General features: G+C 61.6%; 31 protein-coding genes. 12 read left to right on the forward strand and 19 right to left on the reverse strand.

The window, feature by feature from the left end:
• Positions 1 to 9 precede the first annotated feature (9 nt).
• The 4 genes from B2G88_RS17600 to B2G88_RS17615 all read right to left on the reverse strand — a co-directional run bounded on the left by B2G88_RS17600 (position 10) and on the right by B2G88_RS17615 (position 2,575).
• A complete protein-coding gene (locus tag B2G88_RS17600; RefSeq protein WP_087715536.1) occupies positions 10 to 957 on the reverse strand; it encodes a hypothetical protein in 948 nt (315 codons plus the stop codon).
• A gap of 95 nt (positions 958 to 1,052) precedes the next feature.
• Positions 1,053 to 1,904 (reverse strand): CAP domain-containing protein, encoded by an 852-nt coding sequence (locus B2G88_RS17605; RefSeq protein ID WP_054862723.1) that lies wholly within the window; start codon positions 1,902 to 1,904, stop codon positions 1,053 to 1,055.
• A 75-nt stretch (positions 1,905 to 1,979) separates the two neighbouring features.
• On the reverse strand, positions 1,980 to 2,219 hold the full coding sequence (locus B2G88_RS17610; RefSeq protein WP_054862722.1) for a hypothetical protein: 240 nt from the start codon (positions 2,217 to 2,219) through the stop codon (positions 1,980 to 1,982).
• A gap of 20 nt (positions 2,220 to 2,239) precedes the next feature.
• Complete coding sequence (locus tag B2G88_RS17615) at positions 2,240 to 2,575, reverse strand: lycopene cyclase domain-containing protein (RefSeq protein ID WP_054862744.1); 336 nt, start codon at positions 2,573 to 2,575, stop codon at positions 2,240 to 2,242.
• 105 nt (positions 2,576 to 2,680) lie between these two features.
• Between B2G88_RS17615 and B2G88_RS17620 the strand changes: the two genes are divergently transcribed.
• Positions 2,681 to 3,838 (forward strand): CBS domain-containing protein, encoded by a 1,158-nt coding sequence (locus tag B2G88_RS17620; protein WP_054862743.1) that lies wholly within the window; start codon positions 2,681 to 2,683, stop codon positions 3,836 to 3,838.
• 47 nt (positions 3,839 to 3,885) lie between these two features.
• Here B2G88_RS17620 and B2G88_RS17625 read toward each other — a convergent pair whose 3' ends face one another.
• From B2G88_RS17625 to B2G88_RS17635, 3 genes are all read right to left on the reverse strand, one after another.
• Entirely contained in the window at positions 3,886 to 4,593 is a 708-nt protein-coding gene (locus B2G88_RS17625) for a bacterio-opsin activator domain-containing protein (protein ID WP_087715537.1), read from the reverse strand.
• 124 nt (positions 4,594 to 4,717) lie between these two features.
• Complete coding sequence (gene radB, locus B2G88_RS17630; protein WP_087715538.1) at positions 4,718 to 5,452, reverse strand: DNA repair and recombination protein RadB; 735 nt, start codon at positions 5,450 to 5,452, stop codon at positions 4,718 to 4,720.
• A gap of 177 nt (positions 5,453 to 5,629) precedes the next feature.
• Positions 5,630 to 7,564 carry a beta-CASP ribonuclease aCPSF1 gene (locus B2G88_RS17635; RefSeq protein ID WP_087715539.1) on the reverse strand — a complete coding sequence of 645 codons (1,935 nt, stop codon included), beginning with the start codon at positions 7,562 to 7,564 and terminating at the stop codon, positions 5,630 to 5,632.
• Between the two features lie 343 nt (positions 7,565 to 7,907).
• On the opposite strand from B2G88_RS17635, the gene B2G88_RS17640 reads away from it, so the two are divergent.
• A complete protein-coding gene (locus B2G88_RS17640) occupies positions 7,908 to 8,390 on the forward strand; it encodes a hypothetical protein (RefSeq protein ID WP_087715540.1) in 483 nt (160 codons plus the stop codon).
• A gap of 2 nt (positions 8,391 to 8,392) precedes the next feature.
• Here the strand turns inward: B2G88_RS17640 and B2G88_RS17645 are convergent, their stop codons facing one another.
• A complete protein-coding gene (locus tag B2G88_RS17645) occupies positions 8,393 to 9,025 on the reverse strand; it encodes a hypothetical protein (protein WP_087715541.1) in 633 nt (210 codons plus the stop codon).
• A 119-nt stretch (positions 9,026 to 9,144) separates the two neighbouring features.
• On the opposite strand from B2G88_RS17645, the gene nucS reads away from it, so the two are divergent.
• Both nucS and B2G88_RS17655 read left to right on the forward strand, forming a co-directional pair.
• Positions 9,145 to 9,909 (forward strand): endonuclease NucS, encoded by a 765-nt coding sequence (gene nucS, locus B2G88_RS17650; RefSeq protein WP_054862719.1) that lies wholly within the window; start codon positions 9,145 to 9,147, stop codon positions 9,907 to 9,909.
• A gap of 138 nt (positions 9,910 to 10,047) precedes the next feature.
• Complete coding sequence (locus B2G88_RS17655; RefSeq protein ID WP_087715542.1) at positions 10,048 to 10,563, forward strand: GNAT family N-acetyltransferase; 516 nt, start codon at positions 10,048 to 10,050, stop codon at positions 10,561 to 10,563.
• Positions 10,564 to 10,596: 33 nt separating this feature from the next.
• On the opposite strand, the gene B2G88_RS17660 is transcribed toward B2G88_RS17655, so the two are convergent.
• The 10 genes from B2G88_RS17660 to gvpA all read right to left on the reverse strand — a co-directional run bounded on the left by B2G88_RS17660 (position 10,597) and on the right by gvpA (position 21,033).
• Positions 10,597 to 11,976: a GntP family permease gene (locus B2G88_RS17660; RefSeq protein ID WP_087715543.1), complete on the reverse strand. Its 1,380-nt coding sequence runs from the start codon at positions 11,974 to 11,976 to the stop codon at positions 10,597 to 10,599.
• Positions 11,977 to 12,204: 228 nt separating this feature from the next.
• Positions 12,205 to 12,627 (reverse strand): universal stress protein, encoded by a 423-nt coding sequence (locus B2G88_RS17665; protein ID WP_054862718.1) that lies wholly within the window; start codon positions 12,625 to 12,627, stop codon positions 12,205 to 12,207.
• A 91-nt stretch (positions 12,628 to 12,718) separates the two neighbouring features.
• Positions 12,719 to 15,505: a DNA mismatch repair protein MutS gene (gene mutS, locus B2G88_RS17670; protein WP_087715544.1), complete on the reverse strand. Its 2,787-nt coding sequence runs from the start codon at positions 15,503 to 15,505 to the stop codon at positions 12,719 to 12,721.
• 66 nt (positions 15,506 to 15,571) lie between these two features.
• On the reverse strand, positions 15,572 to 16,228 hold the full coding sequence (locus B2G88_RS17675) for a phospholipase D family protein (RefSeq protein WP_054862717.1): 657 nt from the start codon (positions 16,226 to 16,228) through the stop codon (positions 15,572 to 15,574).
• 56 nt (positions 16,229 to 16,284) lie between these two features.
• On the reverse strand, positions 16,285 to 17,064 hold the full coding sequence (locus tag B2G88_RS17680; RefSeq protein WP_087715545.1) for an endonuclease/exonuclease/phosphatase family protein: 780 nt from the start codon (positions 17,062 to 17,064) through the stop codon (positions 16,285 to 16,287).
• An 86-nt stretch (positions 17,065 to 17,150) separates the two neighbouring features.
• Positions 17,151 to 18,446: a DUF418 domain-containing protein gene (locus tag B2G88_RS17685; RefSeq protein ID WP_087715546.1), complete on the reverse strand. Its 1,296-nt coding sequence runs from the start codon at positions 18,444 to 18,446 to the stop codon at positions 17,151 to 17,153.
• Between the two features lie 82 nt (positions 18,447 to 18,528).
• Positions 18,529 to 18,885 (reverse strand): CHY zinc finger protein, encoded by a 357-nt coding sequence (locus B2G88_RS17690; protein WP_245835434.1) that lies wholly within the window; start codon positions 18,883 to 18,885, stop codon positions 18,529 to 18,531.
• Between the two features lie 157 nt (positions 18,886 to 19,042).
• Positions 19,043 to 19,594, reverse strand: a complete 552-nt coding sequence (gene gvpO, locus B2G88_RS20100) for a gas vesicle protein GvpO, halophile-type (RefSeq protein WP_054862715.1) — start codon at positions 19,592 to 19,594, stop codon at positions 19,043 to 19,045.
• 66 nt (positions 19,595 to 19,660) lie between these two features.
• Complete coding sequence (gene gvpN / locus B2G88_RS17700; RefSeq protein WP_087715547.1) at positions 19,661 to 20,737, reverse strand: gas vesicle protein GvpN; 1,077 nt, start codon at positions 20,735 to 20,737, stop codon at positions 19,661 to 19,663.
• A 5-nt stretch (positions 20,738 to 20,742) separates the two neighbouring features.
• Positions 20,743 to 21,033 (reverse strand): gas vesicle protein GvpA, encoded by a 291-nt coding sequence (gene gvpA / locus B2G88_RS17705; RefSeq protein ID WP_054862714.1) that lies wholly within the window; start codon positions 21,031 to 21,033, stop codon positions 20,743 to 20,745.
• A 344-nt stretch (positions 21,034 to 21,377) separates the two neighbouring features.
• Here gvpA and B2G88_RS17710 point away from each other — a divergent pair, with 344 nt between their 5' ends.
• The 8 genes from B2G88_RS17710 to gvpM all read left to right on the forward strand — a co-directional run bounded on the left by B2G88_RS17710 (position 21,378) and on the right by gvpM (position 26,046).
• Positions 21,378 to 22,016, forward strand: coding sequence for a GvpL/GvpF family gas vesicle protein (locus tag B2G88_RS17710; RefSeq protein WP_054862713.1), 639 nt, complete (start codon positions 21,378 to 21,380; stop codon positions 22,014 to 22,016).
• Between the two features lie 2 nt (positions 22,017 to 22,018).
• Positions 22,019 to 22,273, forward strand: coding sequence for a gas vesicle protein GvpF (gene gvpF / locus B2G88_RS17715; protein WP_087715548.1), 255 nt, complete (start codon positions 22,019 to 22,021; stop codon positions 22,271 to 22,273).
• Entirely contained in the window at positions 22,273 to 22,881 is a 609-nt protein-coding gene (locus tag B2G88_RS17720) for an Hsp20/alpha crystallin family protein (protein ID WP_087715549.1), read from the forward strand. The genes gvpF and B2G88_RS17720 overlap by 1 nt, the downstream gene beginning before the upstream one ends.
• Positions 22,874 to 23,770: a hypothetical protein gene (locus B2G88_RS17725; RefSeq protein WP_087715550.1), complete on the forward strand. Its 897-nt coding sequence runs from the start codon at positions 22,874 to 22,876 to the stop codon at positions 23,768 to 23,770. The genes B2G88_RS17720 and B2G88_RS17725 overlap by 8 nt, the downstream gene beginning before the upstream one ends.
• Positions 23,771 to 23,856: 86 nt before the next feature.
• On the forward strand, positions 23,857 to 24,444 hold the full coding sequence (gene gvpJ, locus B2G88_RS17730; protein WP_087715551.1) for a gas vesicle protein GvpJ: 588 nt from the start codon (positions 23,857 to 23,859) through the stop codon (positions 24,442 to 24,444).
• The gene (locus tag B2G88_RS17735) at positions 24,441 to 24,791 is read left to right on the forward strand and encodes a gas vesicle protein K (protein ID WP_054862712.1); all 351 of its coding nucleotides are present in this window, start codon (positions 24,441 to 24,443) and stop codon (positions 24,789 to 24,791) included. Before gvpJ ends, B2G88_RS17735 begins: the two co-directional genes overlap by 4 nt.
• Entirely contained in the window at positions 24,788 to 25,738 is a 951-nt protein-coding gene (gene gvpL, locus B2G88_RS17740; RefSeq protein ID WP_087715552.1) for a gas vesicle protein GvpL, read from the forward strand. Before B2G88_RS17735 ends, gvpL begins: the two co-directional genes overlap by 4 nt.
• Positions 25,735 to 26,046, forward strand: a complete 312-nt coding sequence (gene gvpM / locus B2G88_RS17745) for a gas vesicle protein GvpM (protein ID WP_054862711.1) — start codon at positions 25,735 to 25,737, stop codon at positions 26,044 to 26,046. Before gvpL ends, gvpM begins: the two co-directional genes overlap by 4 nt.
• Positions 26,047 to 26,158: 112 nt before the next feature.
• Here gvpM and B2G88_RS17750 read toward each other — a convergent pair whose 3' ends face one another.
• The gene (locus B2G88_RS17750) at positions 26,159 to 26,374 is read right to left on the reverse strand and encodes a hypothetical protein (RefSeq protein ID WP_054862710.1); all 216 of its coding nucleotides are present in this window, start codon (positions 26,372 to 26,374) and stop codon (positions 26,159 to 26,161) included.
• Positions 26,375 to 26,537: the final 163 nt, after the last annotated feature.

The following is a 26,537-nucleotide window of genomic DNA, read 5'->3' on the forward strand; positions in this document are numbered from 1 at the left end:
GGCTCGCAGTTAGGAAAAGAAGCGTTTGATTCGACCAAGCAGCCCCGGAGAGTCCTCGCCGCTCGAGTCGTCTTCGCCAGCCTCAGCATCTGTTTCCACCGGTGCGTCGACCGTGTCAGCGAGTGGTCCTGCGTCTGCGTCCATGGCCGACGATTCGGTTGCAGCTCCAGTCGCCGATGTCGACGCTCCGCTTACCTCGAGGTCGTCCACCGAGAGGTCGATTTCGTCGATTTCGGGCGTCGATTCGCGGCCGTCGCCGGCTTCGGCGGCGCGGACGTCTGCGCCGGAGATGTCGCCGCGTTCGGCGCGCGCGGCGAGGTCGGCATCGATATCAGTGCCTATATCGGTCGCGTCGGGCGTGTTGTTGGTCGCCTCGGTTGTGTCGGAGTCTGCTGTCGCGTCCGAGGGCTGCTCCTCGGTCGTCACCTCGGAATCTGCCGATGCGTCCGGTGCCGTCGGCGTACTCGAGAGCGCAGCGGCCGCGTCATCGACGGACGAGCCACCATCGCCGGCGTCAGACGCAGAGTCGGCTTCGGCTTCCTCGACAAGGGGCGACTCGAGTTCGGACGCAGACTTAGACTCGGACTCGGTCGCCAAATCGACGGACGGTTCGGACTCTGGCTCGGACTCAGTTGCTGCCTCCGAGTCAGGAATGTCAGCCTCGTCGAACTCGGTCGTGATGGCGTCGGTTTCAGTGTCCGTGGCTGGTTCGGGTGCAGCGGCGCTGGTGTCAGGTGTCGCGTCGTCGGTGTCTGCAGCCGATGTCGATGCTGGCTCCGTCTCAGCAGTATCGTCATCCGAATCGGAATCTGATTCCGAGTCCGGCCCGGTGTCATCGAGCGAGGCCAAAATATCGTCGACGCTGGTCTCGGAGACGACGCGTCGCGGGCCACCACCCGGCTCGAGATCATCCGATTCGGTCCCATCCCCAGTTCCCTGTGACGACTCGTCGCTCATAGAGGGGTCTGGCGCTCCCGAGACCATAATCTTTCTCCCGTGGGATCGTGAAATTGAGTTAGTTGGGCATCGACCTCGAGCACTGAGAGGCTGTGTCACCAGGCACGACAGAAGTTATGCGAGGCGTAGACCGATCCGTCATCGGCGATGTAGACGCCGACGCCGCCGCGGTCCCAGCCGGGGCCGCCATGTTCCTCGAGAATCGCCTCTCGATGCGACGTGGAGTTCATCCACTGGTCGACGAGTCCGGTTGCAAGGCGTTCTGCGGTCTGGTACTGAATCGTCTCGTCGCCGCCAGGTTCTTCGATTGGTCTGTCGACCCACGTCAGCGCGATGTTCTCGCCGTAGGCGCGACAGTAGCTGTCGACGTCTTCGAACCGGTCGTAGGGTCCCTCGTCGTCCGGGTTGACGTGTGCGAAGTAGTCCCGTTGTGCCATATCGACGCTGTGGGCGCGCGAGACGGAGGCCACGGTCCCGTCCCACTCGAGGGCCTCGAGGCCGTGGTCGGCGCGCCGGTCGTTGACCTCGGCGTGGACAAAGTCCTCGACAGTCGCTGATGAGACGGTCTCGACCTCGGTTTCGTACGTCGAGTCACCGGGATCTCCCGGATCGGTGACGTCGGGGGTTCGCTCGCCAGCCGGTGGTGGCTCGGAACTCGGGTCCGGCAGCGGTCCGGTGTCGATGATGACGTCGTCGAGATCGTCGAGACTGTCGATGTCTTTGACCTCCTCGAGAGACATCGGCGAGAGCATCACTGCGCCGATGAGTATTCCAGCGAGCAGGAGCACGACGAGCAACAGATTGAGAAGACCGCGCAGGAGCCCGCGGTCATCGCGCTGGCCCGATGAAGACGTGCGAGAAGCAGTTTTGCGGACCGGTCGCTGACTCGAGGAGGGCTGGTCGTCGGCTCCGTGTTCGTCCGTCTCGGACGATGGCCCGCGTGCCATTTGTCGAAGTATCGGGCGGCTCAGATAAGGGCACGACGGTCGATTGCAGGAGCTGATACTCGAGTTCGAGGCAGATCAATGACGTTTCGAGCGAGTCTTCTCGTCCCACGACGGGAGCCAGTCGACGTTTGCGACGACGAGCGACCAGCAGTAGATGCAGACAGGAAGCAAGACGGCGACAGTGGCGAGGGACCACCAGTCGACGTTGCCGGGAGTGCCGACGAAGATGCCAGTGTAGTGAAAGACCGCAAGGAGCACAACGACCGTTACAGTTGTATTGAGATACTCGAGCCCATCGGGTCGCGGAAACTCCATACGAGTTGTTGGTCTAGACGTCACCTAACCGTTTCGACGGCCGGGTCGTCACCGCTTTCTGTGCTCCCGAAAATCGTCTCGTGGAAGCCGATCACTAATCCGGGGACGACGGCCATGAAGATGTGTTCCTCGAGTGGAATCCCAGCGATTTCGATGCCGGTCCGCAGTTTGATGTCGAAGACGCCGACGGCGAGGGTATAGCGGTCCCAGACGTATGCGATGGGATACAGCGCGATGATCGTCACAGCGGCTTTTCGGAGCGCGTTCGCGCGGTAGAGCAGTGCAGCGGCGATTGCGCCCCAGAACAGTTCGGTTGCCAAATAGGTGTATCGACCAAACACACTAATGTCGCGCATTGGTCGCGTTTCAACGCCATCCTCAAAAACCCCACTTGCAATGACCACTTGGATACAACGGGCAGTACGTTAAATACCTCCGACGCACAATACACACTCGGAACGATGAATATCGCTGATATCGCCACCCCGGAATATGTCGAAGTCGATGTTGGGACGCGAATGGGGAAGGTCCGTTCAATGTTTGAAGGCGGCACCCCCAAAGGAATTATCGTCACCGATGACGGCGACTACGAGGGCGTCATCAGCGAACGGGAGGTCCTCCAGTCACACGTCGAAGACGATGCCAAAGTCGCAGCGCTGATCAAACCCAGCCGAAACGATCCAGCGCCTAAAATCGACCGCGAGGAGGACGTTCGCGAAACTGCACGCGTCTTAGTCGAGAGCAACGCCAAGGTCGCCCCCGTCTTCGAACACGGCGACCTCTGGGGCGTCATCTCCGACGATGCCATCCTCGAGGCCGTCCTCGAGAACCTCGATGCACTGAGCGTCGAGGACATTTACACGGCAGAGCCAGTGACGCTGCAAGAAGACGACGGCGTCGGCAAGGCGATCAACCACCTACGCGAGTACGGCATCTCGCGACTGCCAATCCTCAACGACAACGGCTACCTCACGGGTGTCGTGACGACCCACGACATCGCCGACTTCGTCATCCGCGAGAACCACAAGACGACGACTGGCGACCGCGTCGGCGACTCAGATCGCCTCCTTGATGTCCCGATATACGACATTATGAACAGCCCGGTCCGGACGACCACGCTCGATACGACCGCCAAGGAGGCCGTCGAGACGATGGTCGAAGACGACTACGCGGGCCTGATGGTTACGCCCGAGGACGACGACCGCGTCGTAATCGGCGTCATCACCAAGACCGACGTCCTACGTGCGCTCACGTTCACCGAAGAAGAGCGCATGGACGTCCAGATTTCGAACATCTCGATGCTGGATACGATCTCCCGCGACGGCGTCGTCGAGGGCATCGAAGACGTCGCGGATAAGTACGCCGACATGCAGGTCCATCACGCCAACGTTCGGTTCAAAGAACACAAAGAGAAACTGCGTGGGACCCCACTTATCCACTGTCAGATCCGCCTGCGGACGAACAAAGACCAGGTCGCTGGCACCGGCGAAGGCTACGGCGCAGAGAACGCCTTCCGCGTCGCACTCGACAAACTCGAGCGCAACGTCCTCGAGATGAAAGGCGTTGTCAGCGACGAGGAGTACCGCGGTCAACTCCTGCGAAAGCTGAACGAACTGTAACGAGTACAGTGGCTGTCCACCGGTGACAGCCAACACTCGCACTCGTTTTACGTCTCAAAAACTACCGAGAGCAGCGTCTGTTCTGCAGAGCGACGGTGTTCGTGAAAAGTCGGTGGCGAAACGTCCATCTCTGCAGCGAGTTCTTCGCCGGTCGCTTTCCGCGGCCAGTCGTAAAATCCGCTCATATACGCCAGAAAGAGCGCCTCGTGTTGGCGAGGCGTGAGTGCACTGAGTAATGACTCATACAGTTCCTGTTGTCGAAAGAGTGAGACGGAGTAATCCTTTTGCCGGCGAGCGACGATTTCGACGGCGGGATAGGCCGCTTGAAACTCCTCAATGACAGTTGATGCGGAGTAAATCGCCGGGATTTCGGCAACGATCCGTGCAGTCCCATCGCGACTGCTCAGTTCCGTCGGAATCGCACCTGCATCAGTCAGACTAATCGTAAAGAAATTGCCGTCCTCGTCGATCCGTACCTCGAGCACCGCATCCGTGTCGGTTTCGCTGACCACGCACGCCTCGAGTTTGTCGTAGGACTCGAGAATCGACAGGACCTGTTCGACTGGACAGCCAGTAACGCGCTGAAACACGGTATAGGAGCCGTTGCTTCGCGGGAGCAGTTGAATGAGTTCGACGACACACGACGTCTCAGCCGAGAGTGCAACCAGCGGATACTGCGGATCCGAGACCGTGAACTCGACTTCGACGACAGTATCGTCCCCCGATTGCTCCTGTGTCTTGTTCACAGATGCCATTCGTGGCCGGACCACTTCTGCATTGGCGTGGCTATGTACGAGTTAATAATTATAATTTGCCCGGAACCAGTGACGTGATCCTGGCCATCCACCGCAGGGACACGCAAACGGTCTGTCGTCCGTATTAGTGTCGCTGCTGGTCGCCACTCTCGAGTCCAGTATCCGTAATCCGGAATTTTGCGGACTCGCCGACCGATTTCGAGCGGTGCTTTTCGAGCGTTGCCCGTCGATTGCCGCCGCGGAATCGCTCGAGGCGCACGACAACGCCGGTCCAGTGTTCCAAGGTATTCCCGCCAAGTGCACGCGTCCGGTCCGAGTCGGGGTCGGAAAACACCTGATTAGTCAGGACAACCGCGAGGTCGTGTTTGCGCGCGAGTGAGAGTAAATGCGTGACCTGGCGTGCCACCGAGCGCAGGGCCTCGCCCTCGTCGCCGTCACCAGTTCGCTCGAGGCGGTAGAATCCGGTTGCGCTGTCGAGGACGATCAGGTCCGCGCGTTCTGCGAACTCTTCCGTATCTCGGACTGCTTCAGCCTGTTCGTCGAAATCGAGCGCGTCCTCGATAACGATCCGCGAGGCGACGGTTTCGATGTCCAGTGTCGATGACTCCTCATCAGCTGCCGGACTCGAGTCGACTCGAGCCGACAGCAGTTGCTCGAAGCGATCAACCGAGACGCCCTCCGTATCGATGTAGACGGCAGTACCGCCTCGAGCAGCCGTTTCAACAGCAGCTGAGAGGGCAACGTTCGTTTTCCCTGCGGCCGGAGCGCCGTACACTTGTGTCACGGTCCCCCGTTCGAACCCCCCACCAAGCAGGTCGTCGACCGATCCACAGCCGGTCGGAATCGACTCGTCGTTCACGGATTAACTTGGACTGGTTCGCGCAAAAAGCCCCCGAAATGCGTTCGTTCGCTGGCAGTGCGGTGCAGTTCGCCTCGCACCGTCTCGAGGCTGTCGTCCGTGTCCGTCCTGGGTGATCCCACGGCTGGTGGTGCGGTCACAGTCATCGATCAAACCGTAAAAACGATCCTCGAGTCCCTAGAGGAAGCGGAACGTCTCCAAGTTCTTCGGTGCGAACGTCCGCATGTTGTAATCGTGATAGAGCGCCGAGGACAGATCCTGCGTCGAGCGCTCGTCGCCGTGGACACAGAGCACTTTCTCGGGGCGTGGATTCATCGTTTTGACGAAGTTCTCGAGGCCGGCACGGTCGGCGTGGCCGGAGAACCCGTCGACGGTTTTGACATCGACGTTCAGATCAAGGGTGCCGCGGCCGCCGCCGTTGCCCATTGCGCCGACTTCGCTGGTCGGGATTTCGTCCCAGCCGTTCTGGATGCGCCGACCGAGCGTTCCCTGTGCCTGGTAGCCGACGAAGACCAGCGACGAATCTGGGTCGGGACCGATGTGGCCGAGCCAGGACATAATCGGGCCGCCGGTAACCATCCCTGATGTCGAGAGGATGATACAGGGGCCGCCATCGGCGACATCCTGTCGTTCTTCCTCGCCGCCGTCGATGTGGTTGAACTCGTCGGCGAGGAACGGGTTCTCGTCGTCGTGGAAGATCCGGTCGCGCAGGTCATCACGCAGGTACTCTGGGTAGGTCGTATGGATCGCCGTGGCCTCCCAGATCATTCCGTCTAAGTGGACTGGCATCTCGGGGATATCGCCGCTTCGCATCGCCTCCTCGATGACGAGCATGATCTCCTGTGACCGGCCGACTGCGAACGCCGGAATCAGGACCTTCCCACCCTTGTCGTAGGCCTCGTTGATGACTTCCTTGAGTTTCTCCTCGGAGTCCTGTTGATCCGTCTGGTAGTCGTTTCGACCACCGTAGGTCGACTCGAGGACGAGTGTCTCAACGCGCGGGAAGTCGTTGACTGCGCCGTTAAACAGGCGGGTATCGTCGTAGTGGATGTCACCGGAGAAGGCAACGTTGTAGAGGCCATCGCCGATGTGGAAGTGCGAGACGGCCGAGCCCAGAATGTGGCCCGCGTTGTGGAACGTGAGCTTGATATCGGGTGCGATGTCAGTGACGTCGCCGTACTCGAGTGGGATGCAGTGTTTGATCGCCTCACGGACCTGTTCGGAGTCGTATGGAGGCGTGCGGCCTTCCTTGGCTGCGACGTCGAGGTAGTCGAGCGTGAGCAGCCCCATCAGGTCACGCGTCGGTTCGGTACAGTAAATCGGACCGTCGTAGCCGTATTTGAACAGCAGCGGAATCAGCGCGGAGTGGTCGAGGTGAGCGTGCGTGAGGACGACGGCGTCAATCGTCTGTGGCCCGGCACCGAACGCTTCGGGTGCGTGAAGGTATGGAACTTCACCTTCGGCACCCGGCTTGTCGCCACAGTCGACGAGAATCCGCGTCTCGGACGTCGAGAGGATAAAGGAGGCGCGACCGACTTCTCGACAGCAGCCAAGCGTTGTGATCCGAACGTACTCGTCGTCGGACATCTCCTCGCGGTGGATCTGCCGGCCAACGCGCTCTAAAATGTCCCGGCGCTCGTCGCGTTCCTGTTTCAGAAAGCTTCGGACGTTCGAGACAGTCGAGGACTCGATTGGCGGCGTGCGGACGACTTCGGGCGTCCAGCCGACGTTTTTCGTAATATCGCGCAGCGTCGAGCCGTGGCGGCCGATGACCATCCCGGGCTTTTCGGCTTCGATGACGACCTCGCCAGTATCGGCGTGGAAATCGAGATCGGTGACGCCGGCTTCCTCCGGAATGACGCCCATCACTTCCTCGCGTGCCTCCTCCGGCCGCGAGAGGACGCTCGGGTCCGGACGGACGGTGATCCGCTTTCGAAGCTTACTCGCGAGTTTCCGAATCAAATCGCCCTGATTGGCGAATTTCTTCGGATCGCGCGTATAGACCACCAGTTCGGGGCCTTCGTACTTCACCGAGGAGACCGAGATATCGCTCGGTAACTCGCTCGTGATCTCTGCTTGCAAATCGTCGAGTTGCTGCTCTACAGTGCTCATATGTCGCCAGATGTGGCTTGCGTGAACTCGTCGCCTGGGAACACGTCCGACCGATCAACGTCTCGGTTACAGACGGAACGAACTGACACCGCTCGAGACGAAACGGCCACCGACAGTCGAGTACGTCGGTAGAATCGACAGGTGATGTCGTCGTCAGACGACAATCGCTGTCTCCAGTCTTGTCTCATGCTGTGTACTCTCGTACCGTGACGAACACGCTCCCAGATCGGTTATCCTGGTCCGTGCGGGAAGATTCCAGGGAGAACCCGCTTACCCGAGCCTATTCTTTGCGTGGTATAAAAGCCTTCGCAAAAGACAGGGATCTGGGCGAAAAACGGGGTGTATGCACCTGACTCCGGCCCGTGTCGCCGCCGAACGTGACTGGATTGTCGACCACGACGAGACCATCGTCCCGATTATCAACGACGTGCGCGATGATCTGAGCGCGACGTTCGACACGACTGTTGATCACGTCACCACCGAGCAGTATCGGGATGAAGTCGCCGTTGTCTTCGCCGACGGCGATCTGGCAGTCAACGTCGCCGCGATGACTGCCATCCTGCGCGATCTCGACGTCGAAGGCGACTATCCCGGCTTCATCGTCGACGAACTGCTCGGGCGCGAACTCGCCGCGACCATCGCTGGCACCCAACCACTGCGGACCCTCGGCGAAGCGACCTTCCACTACGCCGATCTGCAAGTCCACGGCGGTCCCGAGGAAAACGCCGGCGTTGACGACCTCGAGGCCGCACTCGCGGCTGGCTTTCAGGAGCGCCTCCCCGGATGGGACTGGACAGCGAGAGAAAGTCCGTTCAGCCTCGAGTAGCGTTACTCGTCGGCGTCTTCGTCGCCATCGTCCGCTTCGTCGCCAGCATCCGCGTCGCCATCAGCATCGTCCTCGACAGGCTCTTCACCGCCGTTGTCTGGCTCGACCGGTGGCTGTTGTTGCTGTTGCTGCTCGAGCATGCGGCCGTACTCCTCGCCGGGCATCAGTCCCGAGACCTCGCTGTTTCGAAGGAGTTCCATGAATCGCTCGTCAGGCCCATCGAGCAGCAGTGCACCCTCCTGGGCAACGCCTGCTTCGACCGAAATATCGTCGTCAGCGGCCATCTCCGACTCGAACTCGACAGCGTGGGAACTGATCAGTTCGACCTGGCGCTGCTGGAACTCCATCTGGGCTTCCTGTTGGTCGAGTTCACCCTCCTCGAGTTCCGCCATGACCTCCTGTTGGAGCTGCTGGAGGGCTTCAGGATCTGGCTGGACGATTGCGGTAATACCGTCTTCAGGATCGCTGTCGGGTTCGGTGTCGGCCTCGAGTTCGGCCTCGCTCTCGGTTTGGGGGTCGGCCCCGTTATCGTCTTGGCTGCCAGGGATGTCGAACTGGCTACAGCCGGCAAGCGACGCTGTCGCACCGACGCCGCTCAACTGGAGGAGACGACGACGAGTTGGATTGGATTCCATTCGCTCCGGATTCAGGGCTGAATAGAAATAAAAGCATCTCACTCTACTGCCCGCACGTACCGGATTCGACCGCAGTCGGGACGGGGCGTTTTTATCCACAGGCTCGCTACCAGCAGGCAGTGACCCGTTCCGAGGATGAGACCCGCGTCGACACACTCGAGCGCCCCTCACTCGAGGCCGCTCGCGAGACAATCGCCAGCGGAATCGCCCGCGAGGCGCTCGTGACGGCGTTCGGACGCTGTCGCGTCGAGTACGACGGCCGCGCCGCGAGTTCACTCGCGGCCGGCGACCGACACGTCATGTGCAAACCCGACGGCACAATACTGGTCCACACCGACGAGGGCCAAAAGCCGGTCAACTGGCAGCCGCCGGGCTGTGAGCACACCGTCGAGTTAGTTGAGGGCGAGGCCGACACGACCGAAAGCGCACTCATCCTCGAGAGCACTCGTTCGACACCCGAGGAACGCCTTCGCGTGACCTTCGAAACCGTCCTGTGCGTCTCGGTGTTCGCGGGTACCGACGACACCGACCTCTCGCTCGTCGGCACCGAAGAAGACCTCCGAGAGCGGATCCTCGAGACGCCCGACCTGCTCGAGTCCGGTTTCACCCCGCTTGCAACCGAGCGCGCGACACCCGCGGGAGCCGTTGACATCTACGGCGAGGATTCGGCGGGCCGCGCGGTTGTCATCGAACTCAAACGTCGCCGCGTCGGCCCCGACGCCGTGAGCCAACTCCGCCGATACGTCGACGCCCTCGAGCGCGATCTCCACGCCGACGCCGCAGTTCGGGGCATTCTCGTGGCTCCGTCCGTCACCGACCGCGCCAGCCGCCTGCTCAGCGATCACGGCCTCGAATTTGTCTCGCTCGAGCCGCCTGCAGAGTGAACTGGGTGGTGTATGGGTGCGGTTCGCTCGAGATCGTGTTGGCTCGGAGTGTGCCCACGTGTACTCGTTTCCAGTAAAGCACACTCAAAAATTGTCAGTATAACCCTAAATTTGTAACTGAGGAAATACTTTCAGCATATGGGTGAAAATCTGTCCGTTCGGCGCTTTCGACCAGCCAATGCGTCTCGAGTTCGTACCCTTCACGAAGCGGCGATGCGCGATATCGGCGCGTACATCGAAGACGTGCCGGACGACGACCTCGAGAACGTTACAGAAACGTTCCTCGAGCGCGACGGCGAGTTCCTCGTGGGTGAAGTCGACGGTCGAATCGTCGCAATGGGTGGGTTTCAACTCCTCAAGGGAGATCATTACATTACAAACTTCCTGCCCGAATTGCCTGAGACGACAGTCGTGTTGACTCGTATGCGCGTCGACCCAGCCCACCAGCGCCAGGGGTACGGCCAGCGAATCTACGAAGCACTCGAGAAGCGTGCTCGAAATCGCGGATACACAACTATCGTTCTCGACACGATGGCGTCGCAGGCTGCAGCGCGAGGGTTGTACGAAACGAACGGCTTCGAGAAGGTCGGTCGCGAGCGACTCGAGGTGTTCGACGACGACTTCGAGATGTACGTCTACCGAAAGTCGCTGTGAGACGGTAACCGCGTATCGAGAAATCGTTCCGGACTACGCCATCGGAAACAGCTGCGACATGATGAACGTCACGGCAAAGCCTGCGATCGAAACGATCGTCGTCAGTGCGGTCCAGATTTTGAACGTCTCCTCCTGGGTCAGTCCGCCAATCTCCTTGACGATCCAGAAGCCGCTGTCGTTGTACCACGAGAAGATCGTCCCGCCGGCACCGATTGCCATGACCATGTACACTGGGTGGACGGTGAGATCGCCGACGAGCGGTGCCACGATCCCCGCCGCCGTAAGCAACGCGACCGTTGCCGACCCCTGTGCAATGCGGATCGTCGCAGCGATCACGAAGCCAGCGGCCAGCAGCGGAATGCCGAGCCCCTCGAGCGTCGTCGCGATGAAGTCGCCGATACCCGAAGCGGCGAGCATGCCACCGAACGCGCCGCCGGCCGCGGTGATCGCTGCGATGTGACCGCCACTTTGTAGCGAGTCGACGAGTTCGTCCGACCACACCTCGCGCTCCAGCGATTCCCAGCGAAGGTAGGTGATCGCGGCTGCGAGAGCGGCGGCAGTCAGCGCGATGTTTGCGTCACCAACAAAGCTCGAGACGGTGTCGGCGACACCGCCTTCTACGAGGAAGCCAACGTCAATGAGCGAGTCGACCGTTGTGTTCGACGCGATTAGCATCACAGCCAGGATGATGGGAAGCGCTGCCTCGAAGACACCCGGCAGTTTTGATGTCGGTCGATCAGCCAGTTCTTCGACGCGTTCGACGGACGATCCCATTGTCTCGCGCAGGGGAACGTCCAGTCGACTGTTAATCCATTTTCCGTAGAGAACGCCGGAGACGAACACTGTCGGAAGCGCGACCGCGATCCCGACCAGGATGGTCGCTCCAAGATCGACACCAAGCTCGAGCGCGACCGCAAGCGGACCGGGTGTCGGCGGAACGAAACCGTGGGCCGTCACCCCAGCCGCGCCGACGATGGTGATAAACAAGGCGTAGTCGCGCCCTGTTCTGGCCCGCATCGACCGGGCCAGCGGTGCCAGCAAGAAGAAAACGTTATCGAAGAACACAGGGATCGCGAGGACGCCGCTCGCGCCGCCGAGTGCGAGGTACGACTTGTCGTCGGGCGTAAACGACTGGAACCAGCGGACGATGCGTTCGGCGGCCCCGCTTTCCATCATCGTTTTCCCGATTACCGCGGCCATCAGGATCGGGATCCCGACGCTGGTCATGGTTTCACCGAATCCGCCTGCAGTCTCCGCTGGAACGTCGGCCAACGGGACTTCGGCCGTCGCAGCGCCAACGACGACCGTTGCGATGATGAGTCCGATGAACGCGGGCACACGCAACCAGACCAGTAACGCAACGACGACGACCAATCCGATACCAAAGACTATTACCGGATTCTCAAACGCCATGCCTCCGATAACCCCACCCTGCTCAAAGTAGCCTTTTGATGAATCCGTGAGATTCGTCAGTAAGTTCAATCCAGCGGATTTTTTGTTTCATGAACAGTTCTGCGTAGAGTCCTCGAACGCAAGCGAGAAACGAGTAGAGGCGTGGCTCAGTTGGGGCCAACTTCTAGTGTGATCGGTAACACCCGTATGAATGCGCGCGTGGTACCTGGCACAACCCTCCTCGAGCGATTACTGCAAAATCGTCAGAACGGGGCAATCCGAATCAAGCAACACTGACTGGGTGACGCTGCCGAATAGTGCCTTACCGACGGGCGATCGTGATCGCCCGCCGATGACGATATACCTGGCATCCACGCCACCGGCGTGTTTCAGTATCTCTTCAGCCGGATCGCCGACTTTTCCGATTGCCTCGTACTCATCAATGGCGTCCGAGACAACGTCGTCGATGCGCTTTTCGGCTAGTGTAACTGCCTCCTCGTCAGACGGATCGCTCGTGATCTCCATGTACTGATTGGTGAGGTAAGCGTGACTGGCCGGTTCGTAGACGAAGATGATCTGCAGGGATTCGTCGAACTGGCGAGCTAGCTTCTCACCCTCTTCGAGAACGCGGTTTGACCCCTCTTCGCCGTCTATTGCGGTAACGACGACCATAGACCGTTCCTACGACAGAGAGATGAATATCGTTTGGGGGTCATCAGATTGCGCTCGACCCGGCGCACTCGAGTACCCGTCCGAAGAGCTCTCATTTCTCGAGCAACTGTTTCAACCGATCCAATTCCGTCAGCGCCTCGACGGGCGTCAGGTGTGCTAGATCGAGCGCGCGGAGTTCCGCTGCAACGTCAGTCGGAATATCGCCCCCATCAGCAGTCGCCGACGGCGAGAGTGTGGGGTCGCTCACAGCGGCCGAACGGGAACCGATTGAGTCGTCCTCGAGCGCACCCGACTCCAACGGTTCAGCGGCGGCAACCAATTCTCGCGAGCGTTCGACGACGTCTTCGGGCACACCCGCCGCGGTCGCGACCTCGACACCGTACGACCCCGACGCCGCACCCGGGACGATTTCGTGGTGGAACACGACCTCGCCGTCGACTTGCTCGACCTCGAAATGGAGCGTGAACGCACCCTCGAGCGCGTCCGTGAGTTCGGTCAGCGGGTGGTGGTGAGTCGCAAAGAGCGTCGTCGCACCGACCGCGTCGTGGAGGTGTTCGGTGATCGCCTGCGCGATGGCCATGCCATCTGCGGTCGAGGTTCCCCGACCCACTTCATCAAGGAGGACCAGCGAGCGCTCGTCGGCCTCGCCCAAAATCGTCGCGAGTTCGTCCATCTCGACCATAAAGGTCGAGCGCCCGCCCGCGATGTCGTCGCTCGCGCCCACGCGCGTGAAGATTCGGTTGACCGGCGTCAGTCGCGCCGACTGTGCCGGGACGAAACTCCCGACCTGTGCGAGCAGGACGATCTGGGCGACCTGTCGCATGTACGTCGACTTTCCGGACATATTCGGCCCCGTGATGACCGCCAACCGCCGGTCGTCAGTGAATCGGGCGTTGTTCGGCACGAACGACTCCTGTGTCCGCTCGACAACCGGGTGTCGACCGCCCTCGATCTCGAGGATGCGGTCGCCGTCGCCTCCGCTGGCCTGTCCGCTCCCATCGCGGGCAACAATTGCCGGTCGGCAGTAATCGTACTGCGCCGCGGCCGTGGCGAGCGAGACGAGCCCATCGAGCGTCGCGAGCGCGTCGGCCAGGGCCTGGACGCGTTCGACTTCGGCCGCGATATCGCGGCGAACGTTACAGAAGAGTTCGTACTCGAGGTCATCCGCGCGTTCCTGCGCGCCGACGATTTCGTCCTCGCGATCCTTGAGTTCCGGCGTGACGAAGCGCTCGGAGTTTTTCAGCGTCTGGCGGCGCTGGTAGTTCTCAGGGACGGCCTCGAGATTTGCGTTCGTCACCTCGATGTAGTAGCCGTGGACCGAGTTGTGGCCGACCTTCAGCGAGTCGATGCCAGTGCGTTCGCGTTCGCGCGCCTCGAGGTCGTCGATCCACTGCTTGCCGTCCCGCGCCGTGGCGCGCAGCCTGTCTAAATCCTCGTCGTAGCCCTCGGCGATGATTCCGCCTTCCGTGATCTCGATTGGTGGCTCGTCGACGATTGCGTCCGCGAGTAATTCGCGGACGTCGGCCAGTGGGTCGAGACTCTCGTGTAAACTCGCGAGTCGCTCGCAGTCAGCGTCGGCGACCTGCTCGCGAATCTCGGGCACCACTGCGAGCGTCTCGTGTAGCGAGCGCAGGTCTCGTGCGTTCGCTCGCTCGCGAGAGATGCGGCCGATCAGTCGCTCGAGGTCGTAGACGTTCCGAAGCAGGTCGTGCAGTCGCTCGCGAGTCCGGACCGCGTTCGTCAGTTCCTCGACCGCGTCCAGTCGCGCCTCGATCCGTGCGGGCTCGAGCAGCGGTCGCCGGAGCCAATCGCGGAGTTTGCGCCCGCCGAGCGCGCTCGCGGTCTCGTCGAGGACGCCCACGAGTGTTGCATCGTCCCGGCCGTAGACCCCGCGCGGGTCGAACAACTCGAGGCTGCGCAGGGCGACGGCATCGAGCAGGAGGTACTCCCGCGGGTCGTAGCGCGTGAGGTGAGTGAGATACTCGAGGTGGGTGCCATCTGCGGGGGCCTCGAGCGAGTCGTCGCTGGGTTCGGTCGCGTCGGTGCTGTCGGCATCGTCGCTCCCGCTCTCGCCGCGTTCGCCCTCGTGTGCGCCGCCGCGAACGTACTCTGCGTAGGCGAGGACGGCTCCGCAGGCGCGGATTTCGGCGTCGCTCGCGAGCAGGGCGTCTGGGTTTCGGAAGTACGTCGCGAGTTTCTCGCCTGCCAGTTCGCGGTCGAACGCGCGCTCGTCGTAGGGCGTGACCATGCAGCCGTCGGGACAGAGGTCCGTCGGGGCGTCGGGTCCAACGACGGCCTCGGCGGGCGCGAACCGACTGATTTCGTCCGCGATTGCCTCCCTCGAGTCCGAACTCGTCGCGAGGAAATCACCCGTCGACACGTCGAGCAAGGCGAGTGCGAGTTCCGCATCGGCTGTGGTCGCGGGGTCGGCGTCTCCGGAGCCGCGAGCGACCGCCGCGACGAAGTTGTTGTCGTCGCTCGCGAGCAGTTCGTCCTCCGTGAGCGTCCCCGGCGTAATCACGCGGGTAACGGCTCGTTCGACCACGCCGGAGGTCTCGCCCGGCTCCTCAACCTGATCCGCGACCGCGACGCGGTAACCGGCCTCGAGCAAGTCCTCGATGTACGACTCGGCGCTGTCGATTGGAATGCCGGCCATCGGGTACTCGCCGGTGGAGTCCTCGCGGCTGGTGAGGGCAATCTCGAGGATGCGTGCGGATCGTTCAGCTGCACCGCAGAAGGTTTCGTAGAAGTCTCCGACCTGAAAGAGGACGATAGCGTCGTCGTAGCGGGCACAGAGGTCGTGATACTGTGCCATCATCGGCGTCAACTCGTCGCGTTTCTCGGCCATCGCGTCGGGCGGGCCAAGCGCCGGATCCATACCCAAATCGGGGCACTGAACGCGGAAATACCTTGCTGGATTCGCGCTCACGATGTCGAGACAGCTCTAGACGAATCGAAACAGCACTGCAAGCATGACCACGAGCAAGAGAACCGGAACCACCCGGAGCGCCACGTTTCGAACCGGGAGCAGTCGCGCCTTGTTCGACCAGTTGACGAACGAACTGCCGACCTGTACGGGACCGAACAGGTCGCGACGCCGCAGCGGCACAGAGTCATCGACGAGCGTTTCTACCCAGTCGAAAAACGGCCGCAAATCCGGATGATCCGTCCTCTCTCGAGTCATCTCGAGGCCGAGTTCGACGTTGTACTCGAACGCGACTTGGGTGATGTTTGCGGAGCCGATAATACAGTTCGGCCGGGGTCCGTCGCGGATGTAAAGCTTCGCGTGCAGCCCTCGTGACTGCTTGTAGAGTTTGATCTGGTCGTGTTCGTCGAGTGCCCAGAGATCGTAGGCGATACGCGCCGAGAACTGATCGGAGGCAGGACCGACGACAAGAATCAACTCGTTGTCTCGGGCGCGCTCGAGAAAGGAGACGATGTCGTCGCGGATTGAGCGATAGCCCTGGTAGGTAAAGTAGCCGCTGACGATGTAGATTGTTCCGTCGCCGGAAAACAGGTCGGAGAGGGCTGCTTGCACGCGTCGGTCGTCATCGTTCGTTCCCAACAGTCCGATGGAGGGGTCTCGCTCGAGGACGCTCATTACCATACGTATACTGTCATGTGTAATGAAAGCGGCGTGTTCGCGCCGAGGGTTGATCAGTGGCCCATCTCTAAGACGACGGGTCGGTGATCGGAGAGTTGGACGTCGAGCACGTCACAGCGTTCGACCGTCAGCGAGGGCGAGCACAGAAACAGATCGAGGCTACGCGAGTCGACGAAGAGGTCGTCAAACGGCCGGGCGGGAACGGTCTCGCCGGGAACGCGTGTCTCGAGGCCGGTCCGCTCGGTGAACGTCGACAGTTCCGTGGGGCCCTCGAACGTGTTGAAGTCGCCGGTGACGACGACGTCGCGGCCGTTCGCGCGCTCTGCGATTAGCTCTGCGAGTTCGCTGAGTTGCCGTTTTCGACTGCTGGCGCGAAGCGAGAGGTGGACCGCAAAGAGCACTACGTCGGCGGCCAGCTCGAGTTCCATAACGAGTCGCTTGCGACCGGCCGAGAGGTAGTGTGTGAGCGGTTTTCGGTCGGCCCGCGAGAGGACGGCATTTCCGAGATGGCCCCAGAACGGCATCGACTCGAGGAGGCCGCCATCGGTGTACTTGTTTGCCACGTCGCCGCCGTAGGATAGGCCGCGGTCGCGAAGCGACTCGAGGAGCGTGCGGAACTGGCCGTCGGTGACGGTGCGATGGGAGCCGCGGTCGACCTCGAGCAGCGAGACCACGTCCGGGCGTTCGCGTTCGATGACCGAGACCAGTTGCTCGAGTGTTTCGCGTTCGACGGCGGCGTCGCCAACCACCGAGCCGAGTGGCGGCGGGACGTATCCCCAGAGGATGTTCTGATAGCCAAGCAGGTAGCCAGCGTTACAGGTAAGAATCTTCATGCAGCTTCGAGTGGTCACCACAACTCAGTAGGTATCGCGTATAACTATTGCCCCGACTTGTCGGGGAAGAAGGATTTCTATCGCGCTCACTCGCGGCGCATCGGCTGGCGCTCGCCGTAGGTCAGCGTGCGCCAGCACCACTCGACGGGGCCGAATCGGTATCGCTGCAGCCAGGCGACCGACAGCGGCACCTGAATCGCCCAGATGAGGACGACAACGCCGAGTAACTCGAGTCGGGAAAGCGTCGCGAACAGGCCGAGTCCGTAGCCGTAGAAGATCGACGTGGCGAGGACCGTCTGTAACAGGTAGTTCGAAAACGCCGTTCGGCCGACGGCTGCAAGCGCGGTTTCGATGCGCCCGCCGGCTGCGGCCCGACAGAGGAGCATGATGCCGGCGACGTACGCAAGCGCCAGCAAGAGCGATCCCCAGTAGTTGAACAGGTACGCGAGCAACAACACTTGCGCCGTGTCCCACGCGACCAGTTCGCGATACCAGACGCCGGTGAGGATCAGGGCCAAGCCGGTCGTCCCACCGGCGACGAGCAAGCGCCGGTAAAACGCCCTCGAGCGCCCGTTCGAGAGCACGTCCCACTTGAACAGCGCCATGCCGATGAGCATCAGCCCACCGAGTTGCCAGAACGTCTCCGAGATGAACCCGACCGTCTGTTGCGTGAACACCGTCGAAGCACGGAACTCGACCTGCTCGAGCCAGCCACCCTGATAGGCGGCGATCTCCTGATCGATTTCGTCGGGCCCAGCGCCGAAACTCCCCAGAATCTGACTCTCTATTTCGGCCTGCGTGCCCGCATCCGACACGACGTAGCCAACGCCGCTGAGCAGGTAGATGAGCGCCGGGAACGCAAACATGATGAGACCGAGTGCGAGCAGGCGCTTTGGCCCCCACTTGCGGACGAAAACGACGAGGAAGCCACAGCAGGCGTAGGCGACGAGAATGTCGCCGTACCAGAGCAGATAGGCGTGTGCCAACCCGATCACGAGCAGCCAGAACGTCCGTGTGAAATGAAGGCGGCGAGCAGGCTGGTCGCTCCGTTCTTTTGACTGCATAAACAGGACGATGCCGGCCCCGAACAGGAACGTAAACAGTGTCACGAACTTCTGCTCGAAGAAGACGTGACTGACGAACCAGGCGGCGTAATTGCCACCGGAAAGATCACCGTAGAGGGTCGGATCGAGCCAGCCGACCATCGGCAGGGCAAACAGCCAGATGTTGATGACGAGAATGCCAAGCAGTGCAAATCCCCTGAGCACGTCGAGACTGACGATTCGGTCATCGGGATCGGTCGGTCCCCGCGTCGCGGTGGCGGCGGCGGGAGCCGTTTCGGTGACACCATCGTCGATCTCGCTCGAGGACTCGGACTTCATATTTTCTATCCGCATTTCAGCTGTTCAACACATATACGTTGATGAAACAGATCGAGTCGCGGTGGCGGTCGATGGTGGGCAGTCACTCCGAGTCCGTCTCGAAGTACAGCGCCGCGTGGTTTCCACAGCCGGGATTGAACGGTGCGTTACACGACGGACAGCGATAGTCGGCCTCGAGATACGCCGGAACGGGCAGTTCTGCCTCGCAGACGCCACACAGCACCGAGGACTCGTCGAACCGCTCGCGGGGCCACGGGACTGCCTCGTGGTCAGTCAGTTCCTCATGGCAGCGAAAACACGGAAAATACGCGTCACAGCAGGCGAACCGAAAGGCGACGACATCGCGGTCGTTGTGGTAGTGTGCACAGCGAGTATCGGGGTCGACCTCGAGGCCGCGAACCGGGAGCGACACGGCATCGAACGCGGGCGTCTCGGTCACAGGTACTCGAGACGTGGCGTGGCTGGCCCTTCGCTGTTGTGGTCGTCAGGGCCGCCCGCTCGAGCGCGGCAGCCGGGTTGGGGCGAAAATATGTTGCCCACGGAACAACAAAATAGGGTCGACGAGAGAGTGGGTGACAGCCAGCGGCCGGCGACGATTACTCGAAGTCGCCAGTGTCGCCGCGTCGGTAGCGGTCGAGTCGTCGGTAGCCGTGAACGGTCGCGTTCTCGTCGAGTTCGATCTCGTAGCGGCCGATGATATCCTGCGTGTCGGGGACGGATCGACGTTCGACGACTTCGACGACCGCACGCCAGCCGTCGTCGGTCGGGGAGATTTCACTGACGGCGTCGAACTCGCGGCCGATAAGTTCGCCGGCTGTCGATTGGACAGTTTGCCGAACGGCAAGCACGCCCTGGATCTCTTCGGTGTCGGTCTCGACGTCCGCATCGACCGACTCGGGGTCGGTCTTTTCCTCAGCCGTCATATCGGTGCTGAGATCGCGACTTCGGCTCTCGTCGCTCGAGTCGTCCTGTTGGTCGGCCTGTTCGTCCTGTTCGGTGTCTGCTGTTTGACTGTCACTCACGGTTGGATCACTCTCGTCGTGTTGGTAGCAAAACCCGCCCTCTTTGGCTGGCCGTGAACAGCGCTCACCGTCCGCAGTTTTCGCTTTGCACTGGTCGTTTGCTCTCTGGCTGTCGGCTTCGGCCATAGTGTAGACGGAACGGGTTGTGCCTTCGTTTTGCAGTGCTTATCAATCGATGCGAGTCAGGCGGTCTTAGACCGCCTTGCGAATCTGTGTCTGTAACTCGTCGATGGTTTCGATTCCCTCACCGACGACCTTCGGCGCGAGCACGTCAGTGAACACCTCGGTCAGCAAGTCTTCATCGAACTGCCCCTCGTCGGCCTCCTCGTCATCGCCATTGCGTTCGCCGTTGAAGACTGTCAGCCCCTTCGCGGCCGTAATCGCCGCTCGCGTCCCGACGACGACCTCGAGGTCGTCGCGGAGTTGCCGGGTCGCATCGACGACGGTCGCGATGTCTTCGTCGGCGAGGTCGACGTGTTCGCGAACGATTTCGCGTTCGGTTTCGTCGTCGTAGTAGTCGAGGTGAACGCCGACGAAGCGGTCGAGCAAGGCATCCTGTTGCTGGTGGACGCCCGCATACTCGACGTCGTTCGAGGTGAGGATTGCCCGGAACTCGGGATGGACCTCGATGGATCGATCCTCGCCGCGTTTGCCCGGCCGCTCGAGGACGCCTTCCTCGAGCACCGAGAGCAAGACGTTGTGTGCGGCGGGGTCGCTGCGCGAGAACTCGTTGTAGACGAGCGTCGCGCCCTCGCGGACGGCCACCGAAAGCGGGTTATCGACCCAGCGTTCGCGAACGATTTCGGTTTTCTTGCTCACGCCGCCGACGAAGTTGTCGGTCTCTTTGTATCGCTCACCACCCGAGTGCGTCCCAACGAGCGCTGCGGTGTCGACCGCGTCATCGCCGTTGAGCCACACGACTGGGCGTCCTCGCTGTGCCGCTGCCGACAGCGCAAGGGCCGTCTTCCCACAGCCTGTCGGCCCGATCAGGTGAACCGGCTGATCGGCCTCGAGCCAGCCGGTGACGCGATCCCGAACCGACCGGACGGCGTCGGTTTCGACGAACGGCTCCGGTTCGACGTCGGCCGGGTCGGCCATCGGACTGTCGCCGTTGCCGGTGGGTGCAGGCGAACTGCCGTTCGTGTTCGACTGGCCGTTTGACGACTGGCGTGCAAGTTTCTTCTTCGCGTTCCGAGCTTCCTTCTGTGATCGGTCGCTTCTGATCTTCCGACCGCGAACCTTGCGCTTTCGCGAGGAATCGTCCGCCATGTGGATTATTCGGTGGCAGACTGTGGCGATGATTCCGGACGCTGTTCGACCTCGAGTTCCTCTAGGTCCTCGAGATCGCCCTCTGCGGTGGCTTGCTCAATTTTTGCAATCTCCTCCGCGTAGTGCAGGAAGGTGTCGACGGAGGCGACGACGACACGCGCCTCAATCGTGAGCAGTTCGATCCCAACGACTGAGACACGCGCCCAAACGTCGATGACGACACCCTTATCGAGGATGCGGTCAAGGACTTCCGCGAGACTCGAGGCATCGGGTCGCCGGCTTGCTGTTGGTGCCATAATACATCTTGTCGTTCACGCCGGTGTCGTAACACGGCTGGCGCTGCGACTGCAAGCCACGTGCGACGCCGTCTCGACTTCGTCTGATTGGCCTGTTCGGTCACTGTTTCTTCTCTCACTCTCGCCCATGGGATGTGCACACACTGCGACTGCAAGCATCACGATAACCGGCTGGCGGGCCGAATCCTCCCCTGACGAGTTCCTCGAGTACCTGTGAACCGACTATCGTGGTTCACAGCCCTGTGACAGCTAACAGCGACCATGTCGAGTTCCATGATGACCGTTCCCACTGCCGAGCGCCCGCGCGACTCGCGTGCCGGCTCGAAACCGAGCGTGATCGACCAATGAGCAAGACGAGTACGAACCGCTACGTCTACGGCATTATCGACGGCGACGAACCCGTCGAGTTCGAGACGGATGCCGTCGCCGGAGCCGACGAGATCTACACCGTCTCGCATCGTCGGATCGGTGCTGTCGTCTCGGATATCGATACGACCGATCCCGAGGAGACTGACGAGGACGCCCAGCGCCACGACGACGTGTTGCGCGAGATTATGGAGACAGACGGCGGGCGCTCAATCGTCCCGATGCAGTTCGGGATGGCATTCGAGAGCGACCGCACGCTGAAGAACGTCCTGCGAGGCGCACGCCCGGCCTTTCGGCGCGCGATAAACGATATCGACGGCCGCGTCGAACTCGGCCTAAAAGTCGTCCGCGACGAAGACGCCGAGGTCGACGATGCGGCAATCGACGACGCCGTCGCCGACGCACTCGAGCCGATTGCTGCTCAGTCGGTACCGAACGATCTGTTCAGTGACCGGCTCGTGCTCAATCGCTCGTATCTCGTCGACCGTGACGAACGCGAGACGTTCGACGACGCGGTTGCCGACCTCGAGGAGGAGTACGACGACCTCACGTTCCGGTACACGGGGCCGTTCGCACCGTACAGTTTCGTCGACGTGAAAATCGGAGCCAACCAGTAACCATGTTCGTTCTCGATGACCTCCTGTTCCGGCCGTTCGTCGGTATCGTCGACACACTGCATACGATGGCGCTCAGCGAGATGTACGACATCGAGGCGCTCGAGGCCGATCTCAAGGAGAATCAGTTGCTGTACGAACTGGGCGAACTGTCGGAGACGGAGTATCAAGACCGCAAAGAAGAACTCGAGGAAGAGATCGAAATCGCACAAGAGGTCCACGAGCGGCTCACGAGCGGCCGTGTCGAGGTAAAATCGTAATGACTGGAAATTTCCACCCAAGCGAACCGGATGACCGTGATGACTCGAGTGACGACCATTGGCTTTCGACGCTGCTGTCAGCCCTCGCCGCGCTCGATAGCGACGACAAGACGGGGCGGCGAACGACCGGACGTCGGCAGAACAACCGCTCGGTCATCGATTACGACATCTCGATGCGGTCGATTGATGATCTCGAGGAGGGAGGTCGCGACACGGGTGCATCACCCGGAAAGCGGGGGCCGCACAGCGGGCGGTCACCAGCACACAGTGGAGTCGATTCCAGCGACTCGAGTCGGTCTCGAACCCGACGAACAACCACGAGTGACCATCGCGTCACGAAGCGGGAGTACGACGACGAACTGCTCGTCACCGCCGATATCAACGGTATCGAGCCCGATGACGTGACGGTCGGCTTCGACGAGTCCATGCTGGTGATCGGCGTCTCCGGCCAGGAACTCGAGCGGATCGAGATTCCCTGGGCGGACGGGCAGCGGACATCCAACGCGACGATCAAAAACGGCGTGCTCACGGTGCAGATCGAACCGATATCCGGGGACGATGGCGCGACGGGAGGCGGAGACCCGCCGACGGAGGACAACGATGAGTGACCTCGAGATCGACGACCTCGATAGCGTTCTCGAGGACGGCGAGGAGGCACTGACCACGCTCGAAACCGCCCTCGGCGACGTTGACAGCCTCGACGAACTCGAGGACAGCGCACTCGAGGACGTCGTCGGCGATGTCGAGACGCTCGCAACGCTCGCCTCGAGCATGGAGACGGTCCTCGAGACGATTGACCTGACGGAGGTGCCCGATGCCATCGAGGCTGACGAGTTGCTCGAGGCGCTCGAGGTTGGCGAGATTCCGGCCGCGCTGGCGGACGAAGATACCGGCGCGACCGACGTCGTGGATTTTACGCAGGTGTTTCGGGCGATTGACCTGCTCAACGCCTGGGATGCGACGGATCTGGGCGACCTCTGGGAGGAGAAACGCGATCTCGAGGATGCAGTCGACGACCTCGGCGATGGCGAGGACGGATTGGTCGGTGAGGCCGTCTCGTCGGTCACGGACGACGACGGTGACGGCGAGTTGCTCGATGACGTGGGGGACGGAGACCTCCTCGACGATGCGGACATGACTGAGACGCTTGGCGACATCGACGTGATGGACGACCCCGAAGCCTACCAGGTCGCCATCCAGCAGGGCGCAATGGAGGGTATCGACGCCTTTCGGTCTGCCCTGCTCGAGACGCATGCGAAGTTTGACCGCCTCTATGAGTTCAACCGCGAGAAGATGCGCCGGCAGGATACGAGTACGAACTCGCGGAATCCAACGGCGGTGTCGACGCTCCCGACCGAACGGGCAGCCGTCGGCAGCGGCGTCAAACACTCGACCGTGCCACAGGAGGTGCGCTACTCGACTGCACCCACTCGAAAACGAATCTACGGGAGGCGATTCGAACAGGAGCGCAAGAAGCGGAGGGATGACAATGACTGAGACAACGCGACACCAGACAGCCAAACAGGTATTGCCCGCAGTGATCGACTCGGCACCGGATGCCGGTGCCTCCGGAGGTGAGGCCAATGGTCGATGAGTTCCAGCCGAGCCGCCAGAAGGCGGATCTCGCAGAAGTCGTCGAAATGCTGCTCGACAAAGGGATCGTCATCAACGCGGATATCGCGGTCTCAATCGGCGACACGCAACTGCTTGGCGTCCAGTTGCGCGCCGCCATCGCCTCCTTCGAAACCGCAGCGAAGTACGGCCTCGAGTTCCCCGAAGGAACCGATATGCGCCGCGTCGCTGAAGCCGCGGGCGAGCCGGAACTGGCCGAAATGAGAGACGCGAGGCCGGTGGTTGATCCGACTCGAGGCGTCAACGTAACGCCCGAACCCGAAGCGGATGGTGACGAACAGCACTCCGAAGGCGAAGACACCGGCGACGCCGAGAGCGAAAGCGACGCTGGCGACGACGAAGACGGGGGACTGCTCTCGGACGAATCCGGCGAGCGCGGAACCGAGCACGTGAGCGCGCGCCCAGACCCGGACGAACCGACGAGTGGCGGGTTCGATCTGGTCAGCGGCGACGGCGGAATTGGCGAGTCCCTGACCGAGATCGGTGATGAATCGGACGACGACACCGACGGCGACGAGTCGGAGGGTGAGTCACAGTGACGCAGATCGACGTCGGCGACGGAGAGGACGCCCGCCAGGGACTCGTGACGCTCGTCGTCACCGTCGTCGAGATCCTGATCGAGGCCTTAGAGCGCGAGGCCGTCCGCCGCATGGAATCGGGCGATCTGGCGGACGAGGAAATCGAACGCCTCGGGGCCCAACTCGAGACCATCGAAGCCGAGATCGAACAGCTCAAAGACGACGAGGAAATCGACGAGAGCGTCGATGATCTCCGTGGCGACCTTGACGGACTCGTCGGTGACGCAATCGAACAACTGCAGGGCGATCCGACCACCATGCAACCCAGCCAGCCCGGCTACTCCGTCTTCGGAGGTGACGACCAGTGAGCTTCGACGAACAGACCGGCGAGGCTGCCGACGCCCTCGAGAACGCCGATCCGACGATTTCCGAAACCGACGGAGAGGTCCCCGAAATCGACGACGGGCGCTATCTGTACTGTCTCGTGCAGGTTCCGGACGAGGAGCCATCGCTCGAGGCAACCGGCGTCGACGGCGAATCCGTCTCCGTCGTCGTCGAGGACGGCATCGGCGCGGTCTGTCACGCCTGCGACGGCATCTACGATTCGGCGGATCTGGCCCAGGTTCGGCGCTGGCTCGTCCGCCATCAGACCGTCGTCGACGACGCTGGCGAGGCGTTCGGCACGCCGATCCCCTTCCAGTTCGATACGATCTTGCGCGGCGACGACGAGCGCGTCCGCGAGTGGCTCCGACAGGAACGGGAGTTGCTCGAGCACGTCCTCTCGGAACTGGCCGGCCACTGGGAGTACCGCGTCGAAGTCGTCGAAACCGACCCCATCAGCGACGATGCCCTAATCGAGCGCGACGAGCGACTGCGCGAACTCGAGGCGAAGATCGGCGACTCCGAGTCTGGAACCGCCTTCCTCCTCGAGAAGAAACGCAACCAGCGACTTGCCGAACTCCGGGCACACCGCCGGGAGTCATTGACTGCCGACCTCGAGACACGACTCGACGAGGTCGCACGCGAAGTTCACAGCCTCGAGCGGTCGCCGACGGCGACACTCGATGACGATGCGGTTGCCAAAGATGCGAGCGACGGTGAGACGCTGTGTCGACTTACCCTGCTCGCTCACGAAGATGATCAGGGCGAGATTGGGGCTATTCTCGACGATGTCGCCTCAGCGGACGGTCTCGAGGTTCGCTTTACTGGCCCGTGGCCACCGTATACGTTTGCGCCGGAACTCGGCGGTGGGGACGAGAGCGAGACGAACGAAGCGGGAGGGACCACTCACCAGCGAACGCAGCGAGAACCATGAAACCGCGCAAAGACGACGAGGCACTCGTCGATCTGCTCGACGTGGTGTTACGCGATGGCGCGATTCTCCGGGCAGACGTGATCGTCTCGGTCGCAGATATCCCACTCGTTGGCGTCAAGCTCACCGCCGCGATTGCGGGAATGGAGACGATGACGGAGTACGGCCTCTTCGAGCAGTGGGACCTCGAGCATAGACGCTCGGCGATTACCCGGCGTGGCAAACGAAATCCGAATCGCGAGGAAGCACTGGGAAGTATCAACTCGAGCAATCCAGGAACCAGACCAATTCCGCGTCGGAACCGAGAGTAGGCAAGACTCGAGGCGGTGTGGAACGAAATTCGGAACGAAAACGAGCACAGGCTGATAAATTACGGCAGCAGACACAACCGGGTAGAGCCGAGCGACGGACTCTGGGGGCCGGTCACGCGAACTTCGGCCGTTCAGTCGTGCGCTCGACGTCGCCGGTGACGGTCTCTTCGTCGTGGTCCTCATCGTAGATGTACTGCCCAGTTGAGCCACAGAGGGTGCACTCGTAGGACTCAGAGATCTCGTTGATGTCTTCGCCATCTTCGAAGTAGACACGGCTCTGCGTGATCTGCAGGAACTGGGGCGTCTCGCAGTTAGTGCAGGTGATCATATCTCAGCGGTCGGCTGCACCAGTTGTAGTTATCCGGCTTGTAACCGAAAGCCAGCCGCTCCTACGGCCAAATTACCGCATTCTCAGTCGGTCTCTCAGTCTGCGAATGGTATGGTAACAAGACGCATACAGTAGTGTCTGCCAGCGGTCAGTAACACGTGCG

The organism is Natronolimnobius baerhuensis, assembly GCF_002177135.1.
Classification (GTDB): domain Archaea; phylum Halobacteriota; class Halobacteria; order Halobacteriales; family Natrialbaceae; genus Natronolimnobius; species Natronolimnobius baerhuensis.